Origin of the sequence: Streptomyces sp. SLBN-31, from assembly GCF_006715395.1 — a bacterium.
GTDB lineage: Bacteria > Actinomycetota > Actinomycetes > Streptomycetales > Streptomycetaceae > Streptomyces.
Genome location: NZ_VFNC01000001.1, coordinates 3,206,174 through 3,220,781 on the forward strand (window position 1 = coordinate 3,206,174; position 14,608 = coordinate 3,220,781).

General features: G+C 73.4%; 10 protein-coding genes and 1 pseudogene. 7 read left to right on the forward strand and 4 right to left on the reverse strand.

What is annotated here, in order from left to right:
- Positions 1 to 174 precede the first annotated feature (174 nt).
- The 3 genes from FBY22_RS14795 (at position 175) to FBY22_RS14805 (ending at position 5,487) form a co-directional block, all read left to right on the forward strand.
- The gene (locus tag FBY22_RS14795) at positions 175 to 1,056 is read left to right on the forward strand and encodes a universal stress protein (protein WP_174267149.1); all 882 of its coding nucleotides are present in this window, start codon (positions 175 to 177) and stop codon (positions 1,054 to 1,056) included.
- Between the two features lie 2 nt (positions 1,057 to 1,058).
- Positions 1,059 to 3,782 (forward strand): cation-translocating P-type ATPase, encoded by a 2,724-nt coding sequence (locus FBY22_RS14800; RefSeq protein WP_142145833.1) that lies wholly within the window; start codon positions 1,059 to 1,061, stop codon positions 3,780 to 3,782.
- A 175-nt stretch (positions 3,783 to 3,957) separates the two neighbouring features.
- Positions 3,958 to 5,487, forward strand: a complete 1,530-nt coding sequence (locus FBY22_RS14805; protein WP_399211125.1) for a hypothetical protein — start codon at positions 3,958 to 3,960, stop codon at positions 5,485 to 5,487.
- A gap of 99 nt (positions 5,488 to 5,586) precedes the next feature.
- On the opposite strand, the gene FBY22_RS14810 is transcribed toward FBY22_RS14805, so the two are convergent.
- The 3 genes from FBY22_RS14810 to FBY22_RS14820 all read right to left on the reverse strand — a co-directional run bounded on the left by FBY22_RS14810 (position 5,587) and on the right by FBY22_RS14820 (position 9,869).
- The gene (locus tag FBY22_RS14810; RefSeq protein WP_142145834.1) at positions 5,587 to 7,917 is read right to left on the reverse strand and encodes a heavy metal translocating P-type ATPase; all 2,331 of its coding nucleotides are present in this window, start codon (positions 7,915 to 7,917) and stop codon (positions 5,587 to 5,589) included.
- Positions 7,918 to 8,071: 154 nt separating this feature from the next.
- Positions 8,072 to 9,181 carry a HAMP domain-containing sensor histidine kinase gene (locus FBY22_RS14815; RefSeq protein WP_222127755.1) on the reverse strand — a complete coding sequence of 370 codons (1,110 nt, stop codon included), beginning with the start codon at positions 9,179 to 9,181 and terminating at the stop codon, positions 8,072 to 8,074.
- The gene (locus FBY22_RS14820; protein ID WP_142145835.1) at positions 9,174 to 9,869 is read right to left on the reverse strand and encodes a response regulator transcription factor; all 696 of its coding nucleotides are present in this window, start codon (positions 9,867 to 9,869) and stop codon (positions 9,174 to 9,176) included. The genes FBY22_RS14815 and FBY22_RS14820 overlap by 8 nt, the downstream gene beginning before the upstream one ends.
- Positions 9,870 to 9,956: 87 nt before the next feature.
- On the opposite strand from FBY22_RS14820, the gene FBY22_RS14825 reads away from it, so the two are divergent.
- The 3 genes from FBY22_RS14825 (at position 9,957) to FBY22_RS14835 (ending at position 13,838) form a co-directional block, all read left to right on the forward strand.
- Positions 9,957 to 11,072: an endonuclease/exonuclease/phosphatase family protein gene (locus FBY22_RS14825; RefSeq protein WP_142145836.1), complete on the forward strand. Its 1,116-nt coding sequence runs from the start codon at positions 9,957 to 9,959 to the stop codon at positions 11,070 to 11,072.
- A 193-nt stretch (positions 11,073 to 11,265) separates the two neighbouring features.
- Positions 11,266 to 12,039, forward strand: coding sequence for a polysaccharide deacetylase family protein (locus FBY22_RS14830; RefSeq protein ID WP_142145837.1), 774 nt, complete (start codon positions 11,266 to 11,268; stop codon positions 12,037 to 12,039).
- A 140-nt stretch (positions 12,040 to 12,179) separates the two neighbouring features.
- A complete protein-coding gene (locus FBY22_RS14835; protein ID WP_160159870.1) occupies positions 12,180 to 13,838 on the forward strand; it encodes a serine/threonine-protein kinase in 1,659 nt (552 codons plus the stop codon).
- A gap of 49 nt (positions 13,839 to 13,887) precedes the next feature.
- Here the strand turns inward: FBY22_RS14835 and FBY22_RS14840 are convergent, their stop codons facing one another.
- Positions 13,888 to 14,199: a hypothetical protein gene (locus FBY22_RS14840; protein WP_222127756.1), complete on the reverse strand. Its 312-nt coding sequence runs from the start codon at positions 14,197 to 14,199 to the stop codon at positions 13,888 to 13,890.
- Here FBY22_RS14840 and FBY22_RS14845 point away from each other — a divergent pair.
- A pseudogene (locus FBY22_RS14845) lies at positions 14,182 to 14,547 on the forward strand (LysR family transcriptional regulator); the annotation flags it as partial. The gene FBY22_RS14840 and the pseudogene FBY22_RS14845 sit on opposite strands and share 18 nt — an antisense overlap.
- Positions 14,548 to 14,608 lie beyond the last annotated feature (61 nt).

The window sequence follows — 14,608 nt, forward strand, 5'->3', positions numbered from 1 at the left end:
GATCGCCCGGGCGGTTCTCGGGTCCGAGGGCGGGCGGAGGCGTTCGAGGGGGGGGCCGACCGGTCCCCGCTGCGGTCGGATGGCCCCTGCCGGCCGGAGGCGGCCGCGTCGAAGCTGGGAGACGGAAGCTGGGAGCGACCGCTCTCCGGTGGTCCTTCGGGACAGGAGCGCGCCATGAGTGATCCAGTGGTCGTCGGGGTGGACGGCTCCGCCTCCAGCCTCAACGCGGTCGCGGTGGCGGCCCGTGAGGCGCACCTGCGTGCCGCACCCCTGCGGATCGTGCACGCCTGCGACCGCCCTCCGCCGTTCCTCCCGCCCGGCGCACCAGCCTGGCCCCCGCTCGACCCCGTACTGGAACCGACGGTGCAAGGGGTACTGGCACGTGCCGAGGAACGGGCGTACGAGGCGGCGCCGGACATCGACGTCTTCCGGTCGGTGGTGACCGGCGAGGCCCTCGAAGTGCTGGAGGTCGAGTCCCGGTCGGCGGCCCTGGCGGTGGTCGGCGGCCGGGGCCAGTCCGCGTTCGCCGGGCTGCTGCTCGGCTCGACGGCCGTGCAGCTGGCGGCTCACGGCCGCTGTCCGCTGATGGTGGTCCGCGGCCGCCCCGCCCCGGACGGCCCCGTGCTGCTGGCCGTGGACGGCTCCCCGGCGGGTGAGACGGCGGTGGAGTTCGCCTTCACGGAGGCGGCACTGCGCGATGTACCGCTGGTGGCGCTGCACGTGTGGAACACCTGGAGCGCACGCGCCCACGAAGACCCCGGAGACCCGCCGATCGCTGTCGTAGCGGACGTCGACCACCTCCGTGCCGCCGAGCAGCGGCTGCTGGACGAGACGGTCGCCCACCGCCGTGAGAACCGGCCGGCGATCGACGTAGAGCGGCGCCTGGTGCGCTCCCGGATCCGCCCCGCCCTGATCGACGCCAGCCGAGAGGCCCAGCTGATGGTGGTCGGCGCCCGGGGCCGGGGCGGCTTCCCCGGCCTGCTGCTCGGCTCGGTCGGCCAGGCCCTCCTGCACCACGCCCACTGCCCCATCACCGTCGTCCGCGGCAAGGAGTGACCATGCCTCAGCAGGCACCGTCCACGCCGACGCTCCACGCGCCCCTCGCCGAACCGGTGACGGACGTCCACCGGCGGGAGGCCGACGAGGTGGCCGGCCTGCTCGGCGTGGACCCGGCCACGGGCCTGACCACGGCCGACGCCGAACAGCGCGCCGACACCTGGGGCGCCAACGAACTGGCCGAACCCGCCCGCCGGCCGCAATGGCTGCGCCTGCTGGACCAGTTCCGCAGCTTTCTCATCGGCATCCTGATCGCCGCCGCCGTCGTCGCCGGGATCATCGGCGACATCAGGGATGCCGTCGTCATCGCCATCGTCCTGCTCATCAACGCCACCCTCGGCTACCTCCAGGAACGCCGGGCAGAACGCAGCCTGGAGGCTCTGCGCCAGATGCTGGTGCCCACCGCCCGGGTGCGCCGCGACGGCCGCGTGTGGGAGCTGCCCGCCCGTACGCTGGTGCCCGGCGACGTCGTCCTGCTGGAGGCGGGCGACCGTGTCCCCGCCGACGGCCGTCTCGTGGTCGCCGCGTCGGTCGAGGCCGCCGAGGCCGCGCTGACCGGAGAGTCCCAGCCGGTCGCCAAGACCACGGCGCCGAGCACGGCCGACGAAGGGGCCGTCTCCGTCGCTGAGCGCACCGGCATGCTCTTCATGAACACGGCGCTGACCCGGGGCCGCGCCGAGATGATCGTCACCGCCACCGGCATGCGCACCGAGGTCGGAGCCATCGCCGAGGCCCTGCGCACCGAGGGCGAACCCCCGAGCCCGCTGACGGTCCAGATGGACAGTCTGGGCCGGCGCCTGGCCCTGGTCAGCGGGGTCGCCGTGGCCGCCTACGCGCTCGTCGCCCTCGTCCGCGGCGAGGACCTGGCCGACTTGGCGCTGCGCGCGGTGGCCCTGGCGGTCGCCGCGATCCCCGAGGGACTGCCCGCCGTCATCGCCCTCACCCTGGCTCTCGGCGTCTACCGCATGGCCGGCCGCGGCGCCATCGTCAAACGCCTGGCCTCGGTCGAGGCGCTGGGCTCCGCGACCGTGGTGTGCAGCGACAAGACCGGCACCCTGACCCTGAACGAGATGACCGCTCGCGCGCTGTGGGCGGCGGGCCGCCGGTACGACGTCACCGGCGAGGGCTACGACACCGCCGGCACCGTCCGCTCCCCGCATCCGGGGGAGTCGGCCGAACTGCTCGACGCGGTGCGGCCGTTCGCGCTGTGCAACGACGCCCGCCTCACCCCGGACGGACCCATCGGCGACCCCACCGAGGCGGCCCTCGTCGTGCTCGCCGCCAAGGCCGGGCTCGACGTCGACGCCCTGCGAGCCCGCACACCGCGCGACGGCGAGGTCCCCTTCGACCCCGCCGTGAAGTACATGGCCACCTTCCACACCGGCCCCGACGGCCGCACCCGCGTCCACGTCAAGGGCGCCGTCGACGTCCTGCTGGACCGGTGCACCGACGTCCTGACCGCACAGGGCCCCGCCCCGCTCACCGCCGAGCGCCGACGCGAGGTCACCGAGGCCGCCCGGCGGATGGGCAGTCGGGGCCTGCGCGTCCTCGCCGCCGCCACCGCCGACCACGCGGACGCCCGGGAGGTCACGGGGCTGATCCTGACCGCGGTCGCCGGTATCGCCGACCCGCCTCGCCCGCAGGCCCGCGAGGCCGTCGCCCTCGCCCGGGGCGCCGGCGTCGCCGTGAAGATGGTCACCGGGGACCACGCCGACACCGCCGCGGCCGTCGCCGGCGAACTCGGCATCACCGGTGACGTCGTCACCGGCACCGACCTGGAGCGGATGGACGAGCAGGACCTCGCCGGCCGCATCGAGGACATCGGCGTCTTCGCCCGCGTCGCCCCCGAGCACAAGGTCGCCATCGTCCGCGCCCTGTCCCGGCGCGGCCACATCGTGGCCATGACCGGCGACGGCGTCAACGACGCCGCCGCCTTGCGCGCCGCCCACATCGGCGTCGCGATGGGCGGAACCGGCACGGACGTCGCCAAGGAGGCCGCCGACATGGTCCTCACCGACGACGACTTCTCCACCATCGTCCGCGCGGTGCGCGAGGGCCGCTCCATCTACGACAACATCGTGACCTTCGTCCGCTTCCAGCTGTCCACCAACATCGGCGCCATCATGACGCTGCTGGTCACCGTGCTGGCCGGACTGCCCGCCCCGATGTCCGCCATCCAGCTGCTGTGGATCAACATCATCATGGACGGGCCGCCCGCCATGGCCCTCGGCGTCGACCCGCCCAGGGACGACGTCATGAACCGCCCGCCCCGCGCCCCCGGCGAACGCATGCTGAACGCACGCCGGCTGACCGCCATCACCCGCTCCGGCGCCGTCATGGCCCTCGGCACGGTCGCGGTCTTCGCCGCCGCCCGCCGGCTCACCGACGAAACGACCGCCGCCACCATGGCGTTCACCACCTTCGTGCTCTACCAGCTGTGCAACGCCCTGACGGCCCGCAGCGAGGACGGCCCCGTCCTGGGCCGCCACCAACTCCACAACCGCGTCCTGTGGAGCTGCCTGGCCGTCGTCCTGGTTCTTCAGTTCATCGCCGTACAAGTGCCGTTCGCCCACGGCGTGTTCGACACCGTCTCCCTCGACCCCGCCCAGTGGGCGGTCTGCCTGGCGACCGCATCCACGGTGCTCCTGACCGAACACGTCTGGCGCACCATACGAACGCGGTTCTCCCACGCGCCCCGCGCCGTCCTGCCCATGCCGCCTTCGTGAGGTGCGCCCGAGCGGCCCGTGGCCGGTGACACGGGCGGCCGAGCCCCGCCCCGCGTCGGCGACCGGGGCGCGTTAGGTTGTCGGTGTCGTTTCCCTGCCGTTCGTGGGCCGTCCGCTGTGTCCTGCGCCTTGTGCGGCAGGGGAAGGCCACCATCTTTCAAGGGGGAGCGGGGACATGACCAGAAACCTGCACGCGGACACCAGTGCCGTCCGGAGCGAAGTTCCGTTACACCACGAGCCGTGGTGGAGCCGCCGGGACGACCGCGTGTGGCTCGCGCTGGTGGCGGCCGCCTTCACCCTGGCGCAGCTGCTGCTCGTCCGGCCCGGTATGGGGCTGGGCTGGGACGAGACGGTGTACGTCAGCCAGGTCAGCCCGCAGGCACCGGCGGCCTTCTTCAGCGCGCCGCGCACCCGCGGTGTCTCCGTGCTGGTGGCGCCCGTCGCCGCCTGGTCGACGTCGACGCCGTTGCTGCGGGTGTACCTGGCGCTGCTCTCGGGGCTCGGCCTGTATCTGGCCCTGCGGTGCTGGCGGGGCTTGTTCCCGGCGCGCGTCCTGGCCGTGGGCGGCGCGCTGTTCGCGAGCCTGTGGGTGACCGTGTTCTACGGCCCGCAGGCGATGGCCAACCTGTGGGTGGCCCTCGGCGCGCTCGCCGCCGTCGGCTGCTTCCTGCGTGCCGGGGCCGACCGCACCCGCCGTGCCCCGCTGTGGGGGCTGGCGTTCAGCGCGGCCCTGATGGCCCTGATGCGGCCCACGGACGCCGTGTGGGCGGCGTTGCCGCTGCTCGTGCTGCCCGTGGTCGCGCGGCGGTTCCGGCAGCCCCGGCTGCTGCTCGCGCTGGTCGGAGGGCTGGTCGCCGGGGCGGCCGAGTGGGTGGTCGAGGCGTACGTGAGCTTCGGCGGTGTCGCGGAGCGGCTGTCCAGGGGCTCCGACATCCAGGGCGGTCTCGGCTGGAACCTCGCCGTCGACGACCAGTTGCGCAGCCTCGGCGGCCGGATCTTGTGCCGCCCGTGCACCGGGGCGACACCCCATGCGGCGGTGTACGCCTGGTGGCTCGCGCTGCCCGTGCTCGCCGCCGTGGGACTGCTCGTCGCCGTGCGCGTCCGCCGCACCCTGCCCACGCTGCTGCCGTTGGCCTGCGCCACGACGGCAGCCCTCCCGTACCTGTTCATGATCGACTACGCGGCGCCGCGCTTCCTCCTGCCCGCCTACGCCCTGGTGGCGATCCCGGTCGCCGACGCCCTCGTATGGCTGCTGACGGCGCCGAGCGCGCCGTGGCGGCGGCTCGCGACGGTGCTCCTGGCGGTGGGGCTGGCCGGACATCTGGCAGTGCAGTACATAGTGCTGGACCGCACCGTGGACCGCGCCACCTCCAGCCATCGCGACTGGGCGCGCACGGCGGCCGCGCTGCATCGCGAGGGCGTCCGGCCGCCCTGTGTGGTGGCGAGCCACGGCACCGACGTGCCGCCCATACCGATCGCGTTCTCCGCCGGGTGTTCCTCCGCCGCCACGAAGGGCCACAACGCCAACACGACGGCCGCGCGGCTCGCCCGCACCGCACGGCGCACGCCGGTCGCCGTCCTCACCACCGCCACCGGCCGCGCGCCTTCGTACGCGCGCGGCTGGCCCTTGGTCCACCTGGACGGACCGGTGTACGCCTACCTCAGCCTGCTCCCGGTACCGACGGCGGGTGCGTCGGGGCAGTGACCGGCGGTCTGCTGTATGCCGGGTGCCGTTGACTCGGGAGCGGCTCGGGGCCGTTCGCCCCGCGCCGGCGGGTCGTTGATCCCCTCGAGGCGTCCGATGTCACGGGGCGAGGGAGAAGTAGTTCTCCTCCTCCTGGGTGAAGTGCAGGCGCAGGACCGTGTTCAGGCCGTACAGGCAGGAACGCAGGTCGTCGAGTTGTTCGGGCGCCAGGCCGCCTTCGGCGTGGGCCAGTTCGAGGTGCGTGGCCACGCGGCGGGAGAGGCGTTCGATCTCGGTGTGGGCGCGGCTCATGGTGGCGGTGGCCTCGGGACCGCCGAGGGTGGGGGCGAGGGCCGGATACAGCTGGTGCTCCTCGGCGTACTCATGGGGCAGCAGGCGCTCGATGAGCAGCCGGTGGGTCTCCTCGACGGCGGCCAGCGCGCTGGGTCCCGGCGTGTCGGAGAGGCGGTCGGCGGCGGCCCGTACGGATTCCAGTACGTCCTGGAGGTCGTCGTGTTCGGCGGCGAAGCGGTGGATGAGGGCCTCGGCGGCGGGGGTCAGCGGCGGACGGGCCGCCTGGTCGACGCGCAGGGCACGCAGCGCGTTGAGGATGACGGCGACGTCGATGCCCTCCTGGAGCAGGGCGCCGGCGGCGGGCGGGAGCAGCCCGGCGGCCGCCGCGGCCATGGCGGCCAGGGACATCAGCATGCCGCCGAGGGCGCTCTGGACGGCGATGCGGCGGGCGCGCTGGGCGATGGTGACGGCGTCGGCGAGCCGGTCCACGCGGTCGGTGGTCAGGACGATGTCGGCGGCCTCGGAGGAGGCGGTGGAGCCGCGGGCCCCCATCGCCACGCCGATGTCGGCGGCGGCGAGGGCGGGGGCGTCGTTGACGCCGTCGCCGACCATCACGGTGACCGCGCGCTCGCGCTCGGCGCGGACGGCGGCGACCTTGTCGGCGGGGCCGAGTTCGGTGCGCACCTCGTCCAGGCCGAGGACGGCGGCGACCTCCTGGGCCGGCGCGGCGCGGTCGCCGGTGAGCATCAGCAGCCGCTCGATGCCGGCGGCCCGCAGGTGGCGCAGGGTGCGCGGGGCGTCGTGGCGCAGCGGGTCGCGCAGCAGGACGGCGCCGGCGGGTTCGCCGTCGAGGGTGAGCCAGGCGATGGCCGCACCGTCGAGGAGGGCGCGGTTGTCGACCGCCTTGGCCCAGACGGGAGGTTCGTCCTCGCGGCCGAGGCGCCCGATGGAGACCCGGTGTCCGTCCACGACGCCGGTGGCGCCGCGGCCCGGTTCCTCGGTGACGTCCGTCGGGGCCGACAGCTCCAGCCTGCGTTCCCGGGCAGTGTCGACGATGGCCTGGGCCAGGACGTGCGGCGAGTACTGGTCCAGGGAGGCCGCCAGGCGCAGTACCTCGGCCGGCTTGAGGCCGGGGGCGGCTGTGATGTCCAGGACGCGCGGGCGTCCTCGGGTGAGGGTGCCGGTCTTGTCGAGCAGGAGGGTGCGGGCGCGGCCCAGGTTCTCCAGGGCGCCGCCGTCACGGATGACCACGCCGAGCCGGGAGGCGCGGGACAGGCCGGAGACGATGGCCACCGGGGCGGCCAGCAGCAGCGGGCAGGGGGTGGCGACGACCAGGACGGCCACCGCGCGCACGGCGGAGCCGCTGAGCAGCCACGCCAGTCCCGCGACCACGAGGGAGAGGGGCAGGAACCAGGCCGCGTACCGGTCGGCGAGCCGCACGACGGGCGCCGACTCGGCCCCCGCCTGCCGGGCCAGCCGTACGATCCCGGCGTAGGTGCTGTCCTGCTCGGCGGCGGTCGCCCGCAGCTCGAAGGCGCCGCCGGCGTTCACGGCGCCGCTGCGCACTCCTTCTCCCTGGATCCGCTCTACCTGGAGCGGTTCTCCGGTGAGCACGGACTCGTCCAGGACGGCGGCCGTGCTCTCCACGCGGCCGTCCACGGGGACGACCTCGCCCGGCCGCACGACGAGCAGGTCGCCGACGGCGATCTCCGCCAGCGGCACGGTGTCGACCCCGGCGTCCGTGCGGCGGTGCGCCGAACGGGGGGCGTGTTCGAGCAGGGCGCGCAGGTCGTGGGAGGCCCGTCGCTGGGCGGCCGACTCCAGGGTGCGGCCGGTGGCGAGCATGAGCGCGATCAGCGCGCCGGCCAGGTACTCGCCGACGGCCAGCGTGCCGCCGAGGGCGAGGACGGCGATCAGATCCACTCCCGCCTGACCGCGCCGCAGCGCGCTCAGCACCCACCCCACGGCGGGGACGACGGCGGACACGGTGCCCAGGCCCCAGAGCAGGTCGGCGAGGCCCCCGGCGTCCGCCAGCCAGGCGATGACGCCGCCGGTCAGTGCGGCCGCCGTGACGGCCAGGAGAACGGGTTCGAGCCGTGGGGACACCACTGCGGCGGTCAGCCGGCGCAGCCGTGCGATGCGATCGGAGTGGTTCATGACACACCTCGGTGGGGCCGGCGCGGCGGCCGCCGGACCGGTCTTCCTTCGTCCCATCTCTCTCTTCATCCCATCGCGGCACCGGTCCCCGCGGCAGGGGACGTCCGGCCCTGCGTCGGGGCCGAACGACCGGTGCACGTGGGTGCTTCGCTCCTCACGCGCCCGGCGCGGGGCTGTGGCGGGGGAGTTCCACGGTGATGCGGAGCCCGCCGGCCGGGCGCGGTGCGAGGGTGAGCGTGCCGTCGTGCGCGTGGGTGATGGTCCTGACGATCGCCAGGCCGAGGCCGACGCCCGCGTGGTCGCCGTGGGTGCGTTCGGTGCCGCGTTGGAACGGTTCGGCGAGCGTCTCGGCCAGTTCCGGGGGGACGTGCTCGCCGGTGTTCTCGACGGTGAGCACCACCGTCTCGGAGCGGACGGCGGTGTGCACCCGCACGGTGCCCCCTCCGGGCAGGTTGTGGACGATCGCGTTGTGCACGAGGTTCATGGTCAGTTGCAGTAGGAGTGCCGGCGATCCGGCCGTCGGGGCGATGTCGCCGCACGCCTCGACGGTGACGCCGTGCTTCTCCGCGAGGGGCAGCAGCGTCTCGGTGGCTTCCTCCGCCACGAGGGACAGGTCGACGGGCTCGCGGACGAAGGACCGCTGGTCGGCGCGGCTGAGCAGCAGCAGCGCCTCGGTGAGGCCGATCGCCCGGGTGTTGACGGCGTGGAGCCGGTCGATGAGCTCGTCGGTGTCGTGGTGCGGATCGGCCCGGGCCACGTCGAGGAGCGCCTTGGAGATCGCCAGCGGGGTGCGCAGCTCGTGCGAGGCGTTGGCGGCGAATCTGCGTTGTTCGTCGACGTGTGCTTCGAGCCGTGCGAGCATCGCGTCGAGGGCGTCGGCGAGTTCGCGGAACTCGTCGCTGCGGCCCGGCAGCCGGACGCGGTGGGAGAGCGAGCCGCTCGTGGCCCTGCGGGTGGCGTCCGTGATGCGGGTCAGCGGGGCGAGCATGCGTCCGGCGAGGATCCACCCTCCCAGTAGCCCGAAGAGCAGCAGGAACGCCAGTACCGCTGCGGCCCTGGGAGCGAAGACCTCCAGAAGGGCGGACCGGATGGGGAAGACGCCCGCCGGCCTGTCGTCGGGGTTGATGAGCATCGCGCGGTTGGGGACGTAGCGCAGGAGGAAGACCCAGACCGCCGCGAGCAGCAGGACGCCGGCGAGCATGAGGAACCCGGCGTAGCTGAGGGTGAGTTTGAGGCGCACGCTCACACCGGGCGCCCTATCCACGGTCGCCTCCCTCGTCCGTGGCCTCCGGCTGCGTGTCGATGCGGTAGCCGACGCCCGGCACGGTGGCGATGATCCAGGGCTCGCCGAGCCGTTTGCGCAGTGCCGAGACGGTGATGCGTACGGCGTTGGTGAAGGGGTCGGCGTTCTCGTCCCAGGCGCGTTCCAGGAGTTCCTCGGCGCTGACGACCCCGCCCTCGGCGGCGACGAGGACTTCGAGCACGGCGAACTGTTTCCTGGTCAACGCGACGAAGCGGCCGTCACGGTAGACCTCTCTGCGGAACGGGTCGAGGCGCACACCCGCGATCTCCCGCACCGGGGGCCTGCTGTGGGCGCGTCTGCGGTCGAGTGCCCGGAGCCTGAGCGCGAGTTCGCGCAGTTCGAAGGGCTTGGTCAGGTAGTCGTCCGCGCCCAGCTCGAAACCGGAGGCCTTGTCGTCGAGGCGGTCGGCCGCCGTGAGCATGAGGATCGGCATACCGCTGCCGGAGGCGACGATGCGCTTGGCGATCTCGTCACCGGAGGGTCCGGGGACGTCCCGGTCGAGCACGGCGATGTCGTAGGCGTTGACGCCCAGCAGCTCCAGGGCGGTGTCGCCGTCGCCCGCGATGTCGGCGGCGATCGCCTCCAGGCGCAGACCGTCGCGGATGGCTTCCGCAAGATAGGGCTCGTCCTCGACGATCAGCACACGCATGCCTTCGATGCTACGAACCGGCGCGTATCGCCGGCATATCGAAAACCGCATACGTGCCCGCAACACCGCGCCGCCTTGACTGCGAGCATGATGCGGCCGACACCGTCAACACGTGAGACGTCCCCTCCGAACGATCCGTCCGCACCGCCTTCCGACTCGGGGCCGGGCGATGCCGGTACGCCCGGCACCGGCACCGGTCACGGGCGTTTCCGCCGGGCGGCCCGTGCCCTCGCCGGGCCGGGCCCCTGGAGGCGCGGTCCGGTGCTCGCGGCGCTGGCGCTGCTGCTCGGCCTGGTCATGCTGCTGCACGCGCGGATCACGGACCGCGGGAGTCTCGGCAGCCTGGTGGAGACCTTCCTGCCCTGGTTCGGCCTGCTCGTCCCGGTGTTGCTGGCCGGGGCGCTGTGGCGCCGCTCCGCGTCCGCGGTGATCGCGCTGCTGCTGCCGGTCGTGGTGTGGCTGAACCTCTTCGGCGCCCTGCTCGGCGACAAGTCCCACCCCGGCGGCGACCTCACCGTGGTCAGCCACAACGTCGACGCGGGCAACCCCGACCCGGCCGGCACCGCCCGCGAGCTCGCCGCCTCCGGGGCGGACGTACTGGCCCTGGAGGAGCTGACCCCGCAGGCCCTGGGCGCGTACCAGAAGGGGTTCGCGAAGGCGTACCGATATCACACGGTGCAGGGCACGGTCGGGCTGTGGAGCAGGCTGCCGCTGTCGGACACCGGGCCGGTCGACATCCAGACGGACTACGGGCCGCTGGCCGCAACCAAGCCGGCCGACGTCAAGATGGCCGGCAATCGGGCGCTGCGCGCCACGGTGACCACCGGCAAGGGGCCGGTCGCCGTCTACGTGGCGCACCTCGGGTCCGTCCGCCTGATGCCGAGCAGCGGCTTCTGGACGGGCAGCCGGGACCGCAACGCCACAGCGCTCGGCAAGGCCCTCGCCGCCGAGCCGAACGAGCGGGTGGTGCTCCTCGGAGACCTCAACGGCACCACGGACGACCGCGTCTTCGACGCCATCACCTCCCGGCTGCGCTCGGCCCAGGACGTGGCCGGGGACGGCTTCGGCTTCACCTGGCCGGCGGGGTTCCCGGTGGCGAGGATCGACCAGATCCTGGTCCGGGGTGTGACGCCGCGGAGTTCCTGGGTGCTGCCGTCCACCGGCAGTGACCACCTGCCCGTGGCGGCCCGGATCGACTGGTGACGCGCCGAGCGGTCGCCGCCGCCTCCGTTCAACGGCCCTGCCCGGCCACCCGGTTGCCGAGTTGTCCGCGAACGCCCCCGGAATTGTCCTTGATCGGTAACGGACGCATCCCGCGGCCGCCGTCACTCGTCTCGTCAGGTGGTCGGAAGTCGACCGGGGAATCGGCGAGGAACTGCGCGGAAGCGGGGCGGACATGGCACGGCACGGCGGCGGGCGGGGCTGGTACGGCAAGGTGGTCGTGGCGGCGGTCGGGGTGACCGCCCTGGCCGCCGGTGCCTCGGTGTGGACCGCCCAGGCGGGCGTCGTGGGCGGTTCGTCGCCGAAGGCCGCCGCCTCGGCCGCGCACGGCAGCGAGGTCGAGCCGGTCGCGGTAACCATCGTGCACGCCTCGGACAAGGGGGCGCGCGGCGTGAACATCACCATCGACGACGGCCCCGACCCCGAGTGGACCCCGCAAGTCCTCGACGTGCTGCGCCAGTACGGGGTGAAGGCCACGTTCTGCATGGTCGGCACGCAGGCACAGGCGCACCCCGACCTCGTGAAGAAGGTGGTCGCCGCCGGGCACCGGCTGTGCGACCACTCGGTGTCGCACGACACGGGCATGGACAAGAAGTCCGAGGCCTACCAGTCCCGGGAGATACTCGACGCCGAACGCATGATCACCGAAGCGTCCGGGGGCGTACGGCCCATGTACTACCGTGCGCCCGGCGGCGCGTTCACGCCCTACAGCCGCAAGCTCGCCGCCTCCCGCGGCATGCGCCCGCTGGGCTGGAACGTCGACTCCAAGGACTTCGAACGGCCGGGCACGGACGCCATCGTGGCCACCGTGGAACGGGAACTGCCCAACGGACCGACGCTGCTCTTCCACGACGCCGGCGGCGACCGCTCCCAGACGGTCGAGGCGCTGCGCCGGATCCTGCCCCAACTCAAACAGCAGGGCTATTCGTTCGGCTTCCCGGTGCGCTGAACCGCGCGATGGAAAGTCACCGCTGCCGGGCCTGATGGTCTCTTTGTCAGCAGACCTCGCCAAAAGTCCTGTTACGGCCCCGGAAACCCCATACGCTGAAGACGGCCATGAGCCGGGGGCGGGGCTGGGGGGGCGGGGGCATGGATCCTCGGATGCAGTTGTCGGTGGGCGGATACGTCTACGAGCGCGAGCTCGGCCGGGGCGGGCAGGGTGTGGTGTGGCTCGCCCGGGACAAGGCGGGACGCCAGGTCGTGGTGAAGTTCCTGCTGCCGGGCAAGGAGTACGACGAGGTCGCGCTCGCCCGGGTACGCCGGGAGTTCGGCGCGGCGAGCCGGGTGGGTGAGCTGGCCACGGCGCGGGTTCTGGATGCCGACCTCTCCGGGCCGCACCCGTACATCGTCAGCGAGTTCGTGCCCGGGCCCACCGTCCACCAACACGTGGCGGTGGGCGGCCCGTTGGCCTCCGGGCGGCTTCAGTCCGTGGCGCTGGCGGTGGCGCACGCGCTGGCCCAGGTGCACCGCGTGGGTGTGGTGCACCGGGACGTCAAACCGTCCAACATCCTGCTCTCCCCGGACGGCCCACGGATCATCGACTTCGGCATCGCCCGCGACGACCGGCTGCTGGAGTCGGCGCTCACCACGCCGGGCAGTGTGCTTGGCTCGCCCGCGTACATGTCTCCGGAGCAGGTCAAGTCCCACCGGGTGACCAGTGCCTCCGACGTGTTCTCCCTCGGCGGCACGCTCTACTTCGCCGCCACCGGCCGGCATCCCTTCGACGGGGAGAGCGACTACGAGGTGCTCGTCGCCGTGTGCGAGCGCGAGGCGGACCTCACCGCGGTGCCCGAGCCGGTCCGCTCGGTCATCGCCGACTGTCTGCGCAAGGACCCGGCCCGGCGCCCCACCGCGGCCGAGCTCGTCACCCGGCTCGCCGCGGCGGCGGGGGCGACAGAAAGCGCGCACGCCCAGCCGGTCGTGCCGGCACCGCAGCGGCCGCCGTCACCCGTGCGGGCGAGCGGCGCGGCGAGCGGCAAGCAGCTGCGGCTGTGGGCCCTCGCGGCCGGCAGTGCCGCGGTGGCGGTGCTGCTCGCCGTCGTTCTCAGCACCACTTCGGGCGGATCGGCGAGCGAGGGCGATCCGCAGTCCCACGGCTCCGTGTCCGCGGCGGCCGGGAACTCCAAGAGATCAGCGGGCACCCGACTCCCGTCGTACACCGATGACTTGACCGACTCGGGTGACTGGACGCACAAGGACCCGGCCCTGGCCACGATCACACACCAGGGCGGGACCATGCTGGTGGACCCCAGATCCGAGCTGGAGGTGTGGCCGCAGGCGCCCTTCCAGCCGTCGTCGTACGCTGTCCGGCTCAGCACCCAGACGGCCTGGTACGGGGGCGAGGGCGGCGTCGGACTGTGGTGCGACGGCTCGGGCGACTACCGCACGGGCTCCCGCTGGGCGACCTACCTGACCACGGATCAGGAGGCCTTGATCGTGCGCGAGTTCCGCTTCAAGGGAGCCTTCCAGCACGACCGGGTCGTCGAGGTGAACCTCGCGGACATGGGGCTCCGGGTGGACAGCCGGCAGCTGGTCGACATGGCCATGAACTGTTCGTCGGCCGGTGCGGGCCTGATCAAGGTCGAACTGGCCGTCGACGGCACCCAGGTGGCCTCCTACACCGGAGCCGCCTTCGACGCGCGCGGCTGCGGTGTGGCCGCCTTCCACTACAGCGCGACCGACCCGCGGGGCACGGCCTTCCACGCGGGCTTCGAACGCTTCACCGCGTCGGAGCCACCGGCACACTGACCACGCGGGCGCCGTGACCATGACCGGTCAGCGCGGCGGGCGCCGCGGTTCAACCGCGCACGGCGGCCAAGCACTCGTCGTAGAGGTCCATGAGCTCACCCTCGCCGTCGTTGTCGACCCATGTCATCGACGCGGCATCCAGGCATGCGAACGCCGTCGCGATCACGGCACGGGCCCTGGGAGCCGTGTCACCCGCCGCGGTGCCGGCCATGCGCGCCTCGACGAGCGGCAGCAGCTCCTCCTGGAAGCGCAGTCGCTTCTCGAGCCAGCCGGCCCGCAGCGAGGCCGTGTTGTGCAGGAGGCGGAACCGCTTCAGGGCCTGTTCCCGGCTGTCGTGCAGGGCATCCTGCCCGCGGGACATCCGCTGGCCTCTCGCGAACAGCTCACGCTGGCGGAGGTGAGCGACGTGCCGGACCTGCCGATCGCGCGATGGCCCCGCCTCGACGGCACCTACCCGGACGGTCCCGGCCCGGAGGTGCGCACCCAGTCGAAGCTCGCCCAACTCGTGGCGCTCGGCAGGACGCTGCTCGTCATCCCGGCGTCCAGCCGTGCCTGGCAGTGGCCCGAACACGTCGCCGTGCCCGTCGTCGACGCCCCCCGCGTCACCACGGTGCTCGCCTGGCCCTCCGGCAGCAACTCCCTGGCCGTGGCGGCGCTCGTGCGCTCGGCGGCCGCACTGCGTGACGGGGCGCCATCCGTGCGGGCCTGAGCGACTTCGAGCCTTCGGCGGCCGGAGAACAAGAAGGGCCTGGAGAACAAGAAGGGCCTGG

Coding starts and splice junctions, on each gene's coding strand:
- FBY22_RS14795 (WP_174267149.1), top strand. CDS start 175: ATGAGTGATCCAGTGGTCGTCGGGGTGGACGGCTCCGCCTCCAGCCTC.
- FBY22_RS14800 (WP_142145833.1), top strand. CDS start 1,059: ATGCCTCAGCAGGCACCGTCCACGCCGACGCTCCACGCGCCCCTCGCC.
- FBY22_RS14805 (WP_399211125.1), top strand. CDS start 3,958: ATGACCAGAAACCTGCACGCGGACACCAGTGCCGTCCGGAGCGAAGTT.
- FBY22_RS14810 (WP_142145834.1), bottom strand. CDS start 7,917: ATGAACCACTCCGATCGCATCGCACGGCTGCGCCGGCTGACCGCCGCA.
- FBY22_RS14820 (WP_142145835.1), bottom strand. CDS start 9,869: ATGCGTGTGCTGATCGTCGAGGACGAGCCCTATCTTGCGGAAGCCATC.
- FBY22_RS14825 (WP_142145836.1), top strand. CDS start 9,957: ATGATGCGGCCGACACCGTCAACACGTGAGACGTCCCCTCCGAACGAT.
- FBY22_RS14830 (WP_142145837.1), top strand. CDS start 11,266: ATGGCACGGCACGGCGGCGGGCGGGGCTGGTACGGCAAGGTGGTCGTG.
- FBY22_RS14835 (WP_160159870.1), top strand. CDS start 12,180: ATGGATCCTCGGATGCAGTTGTCGGTGGGCGGATACGTCTACGAGCGC.
- FBY22_RS14840 (WP_222127756.1), bottom strand. CDS start 14,199: ATGTCCCGCGGGCAGGATGCCCTGCACGACAGCCGGGAACAGGCCCTG.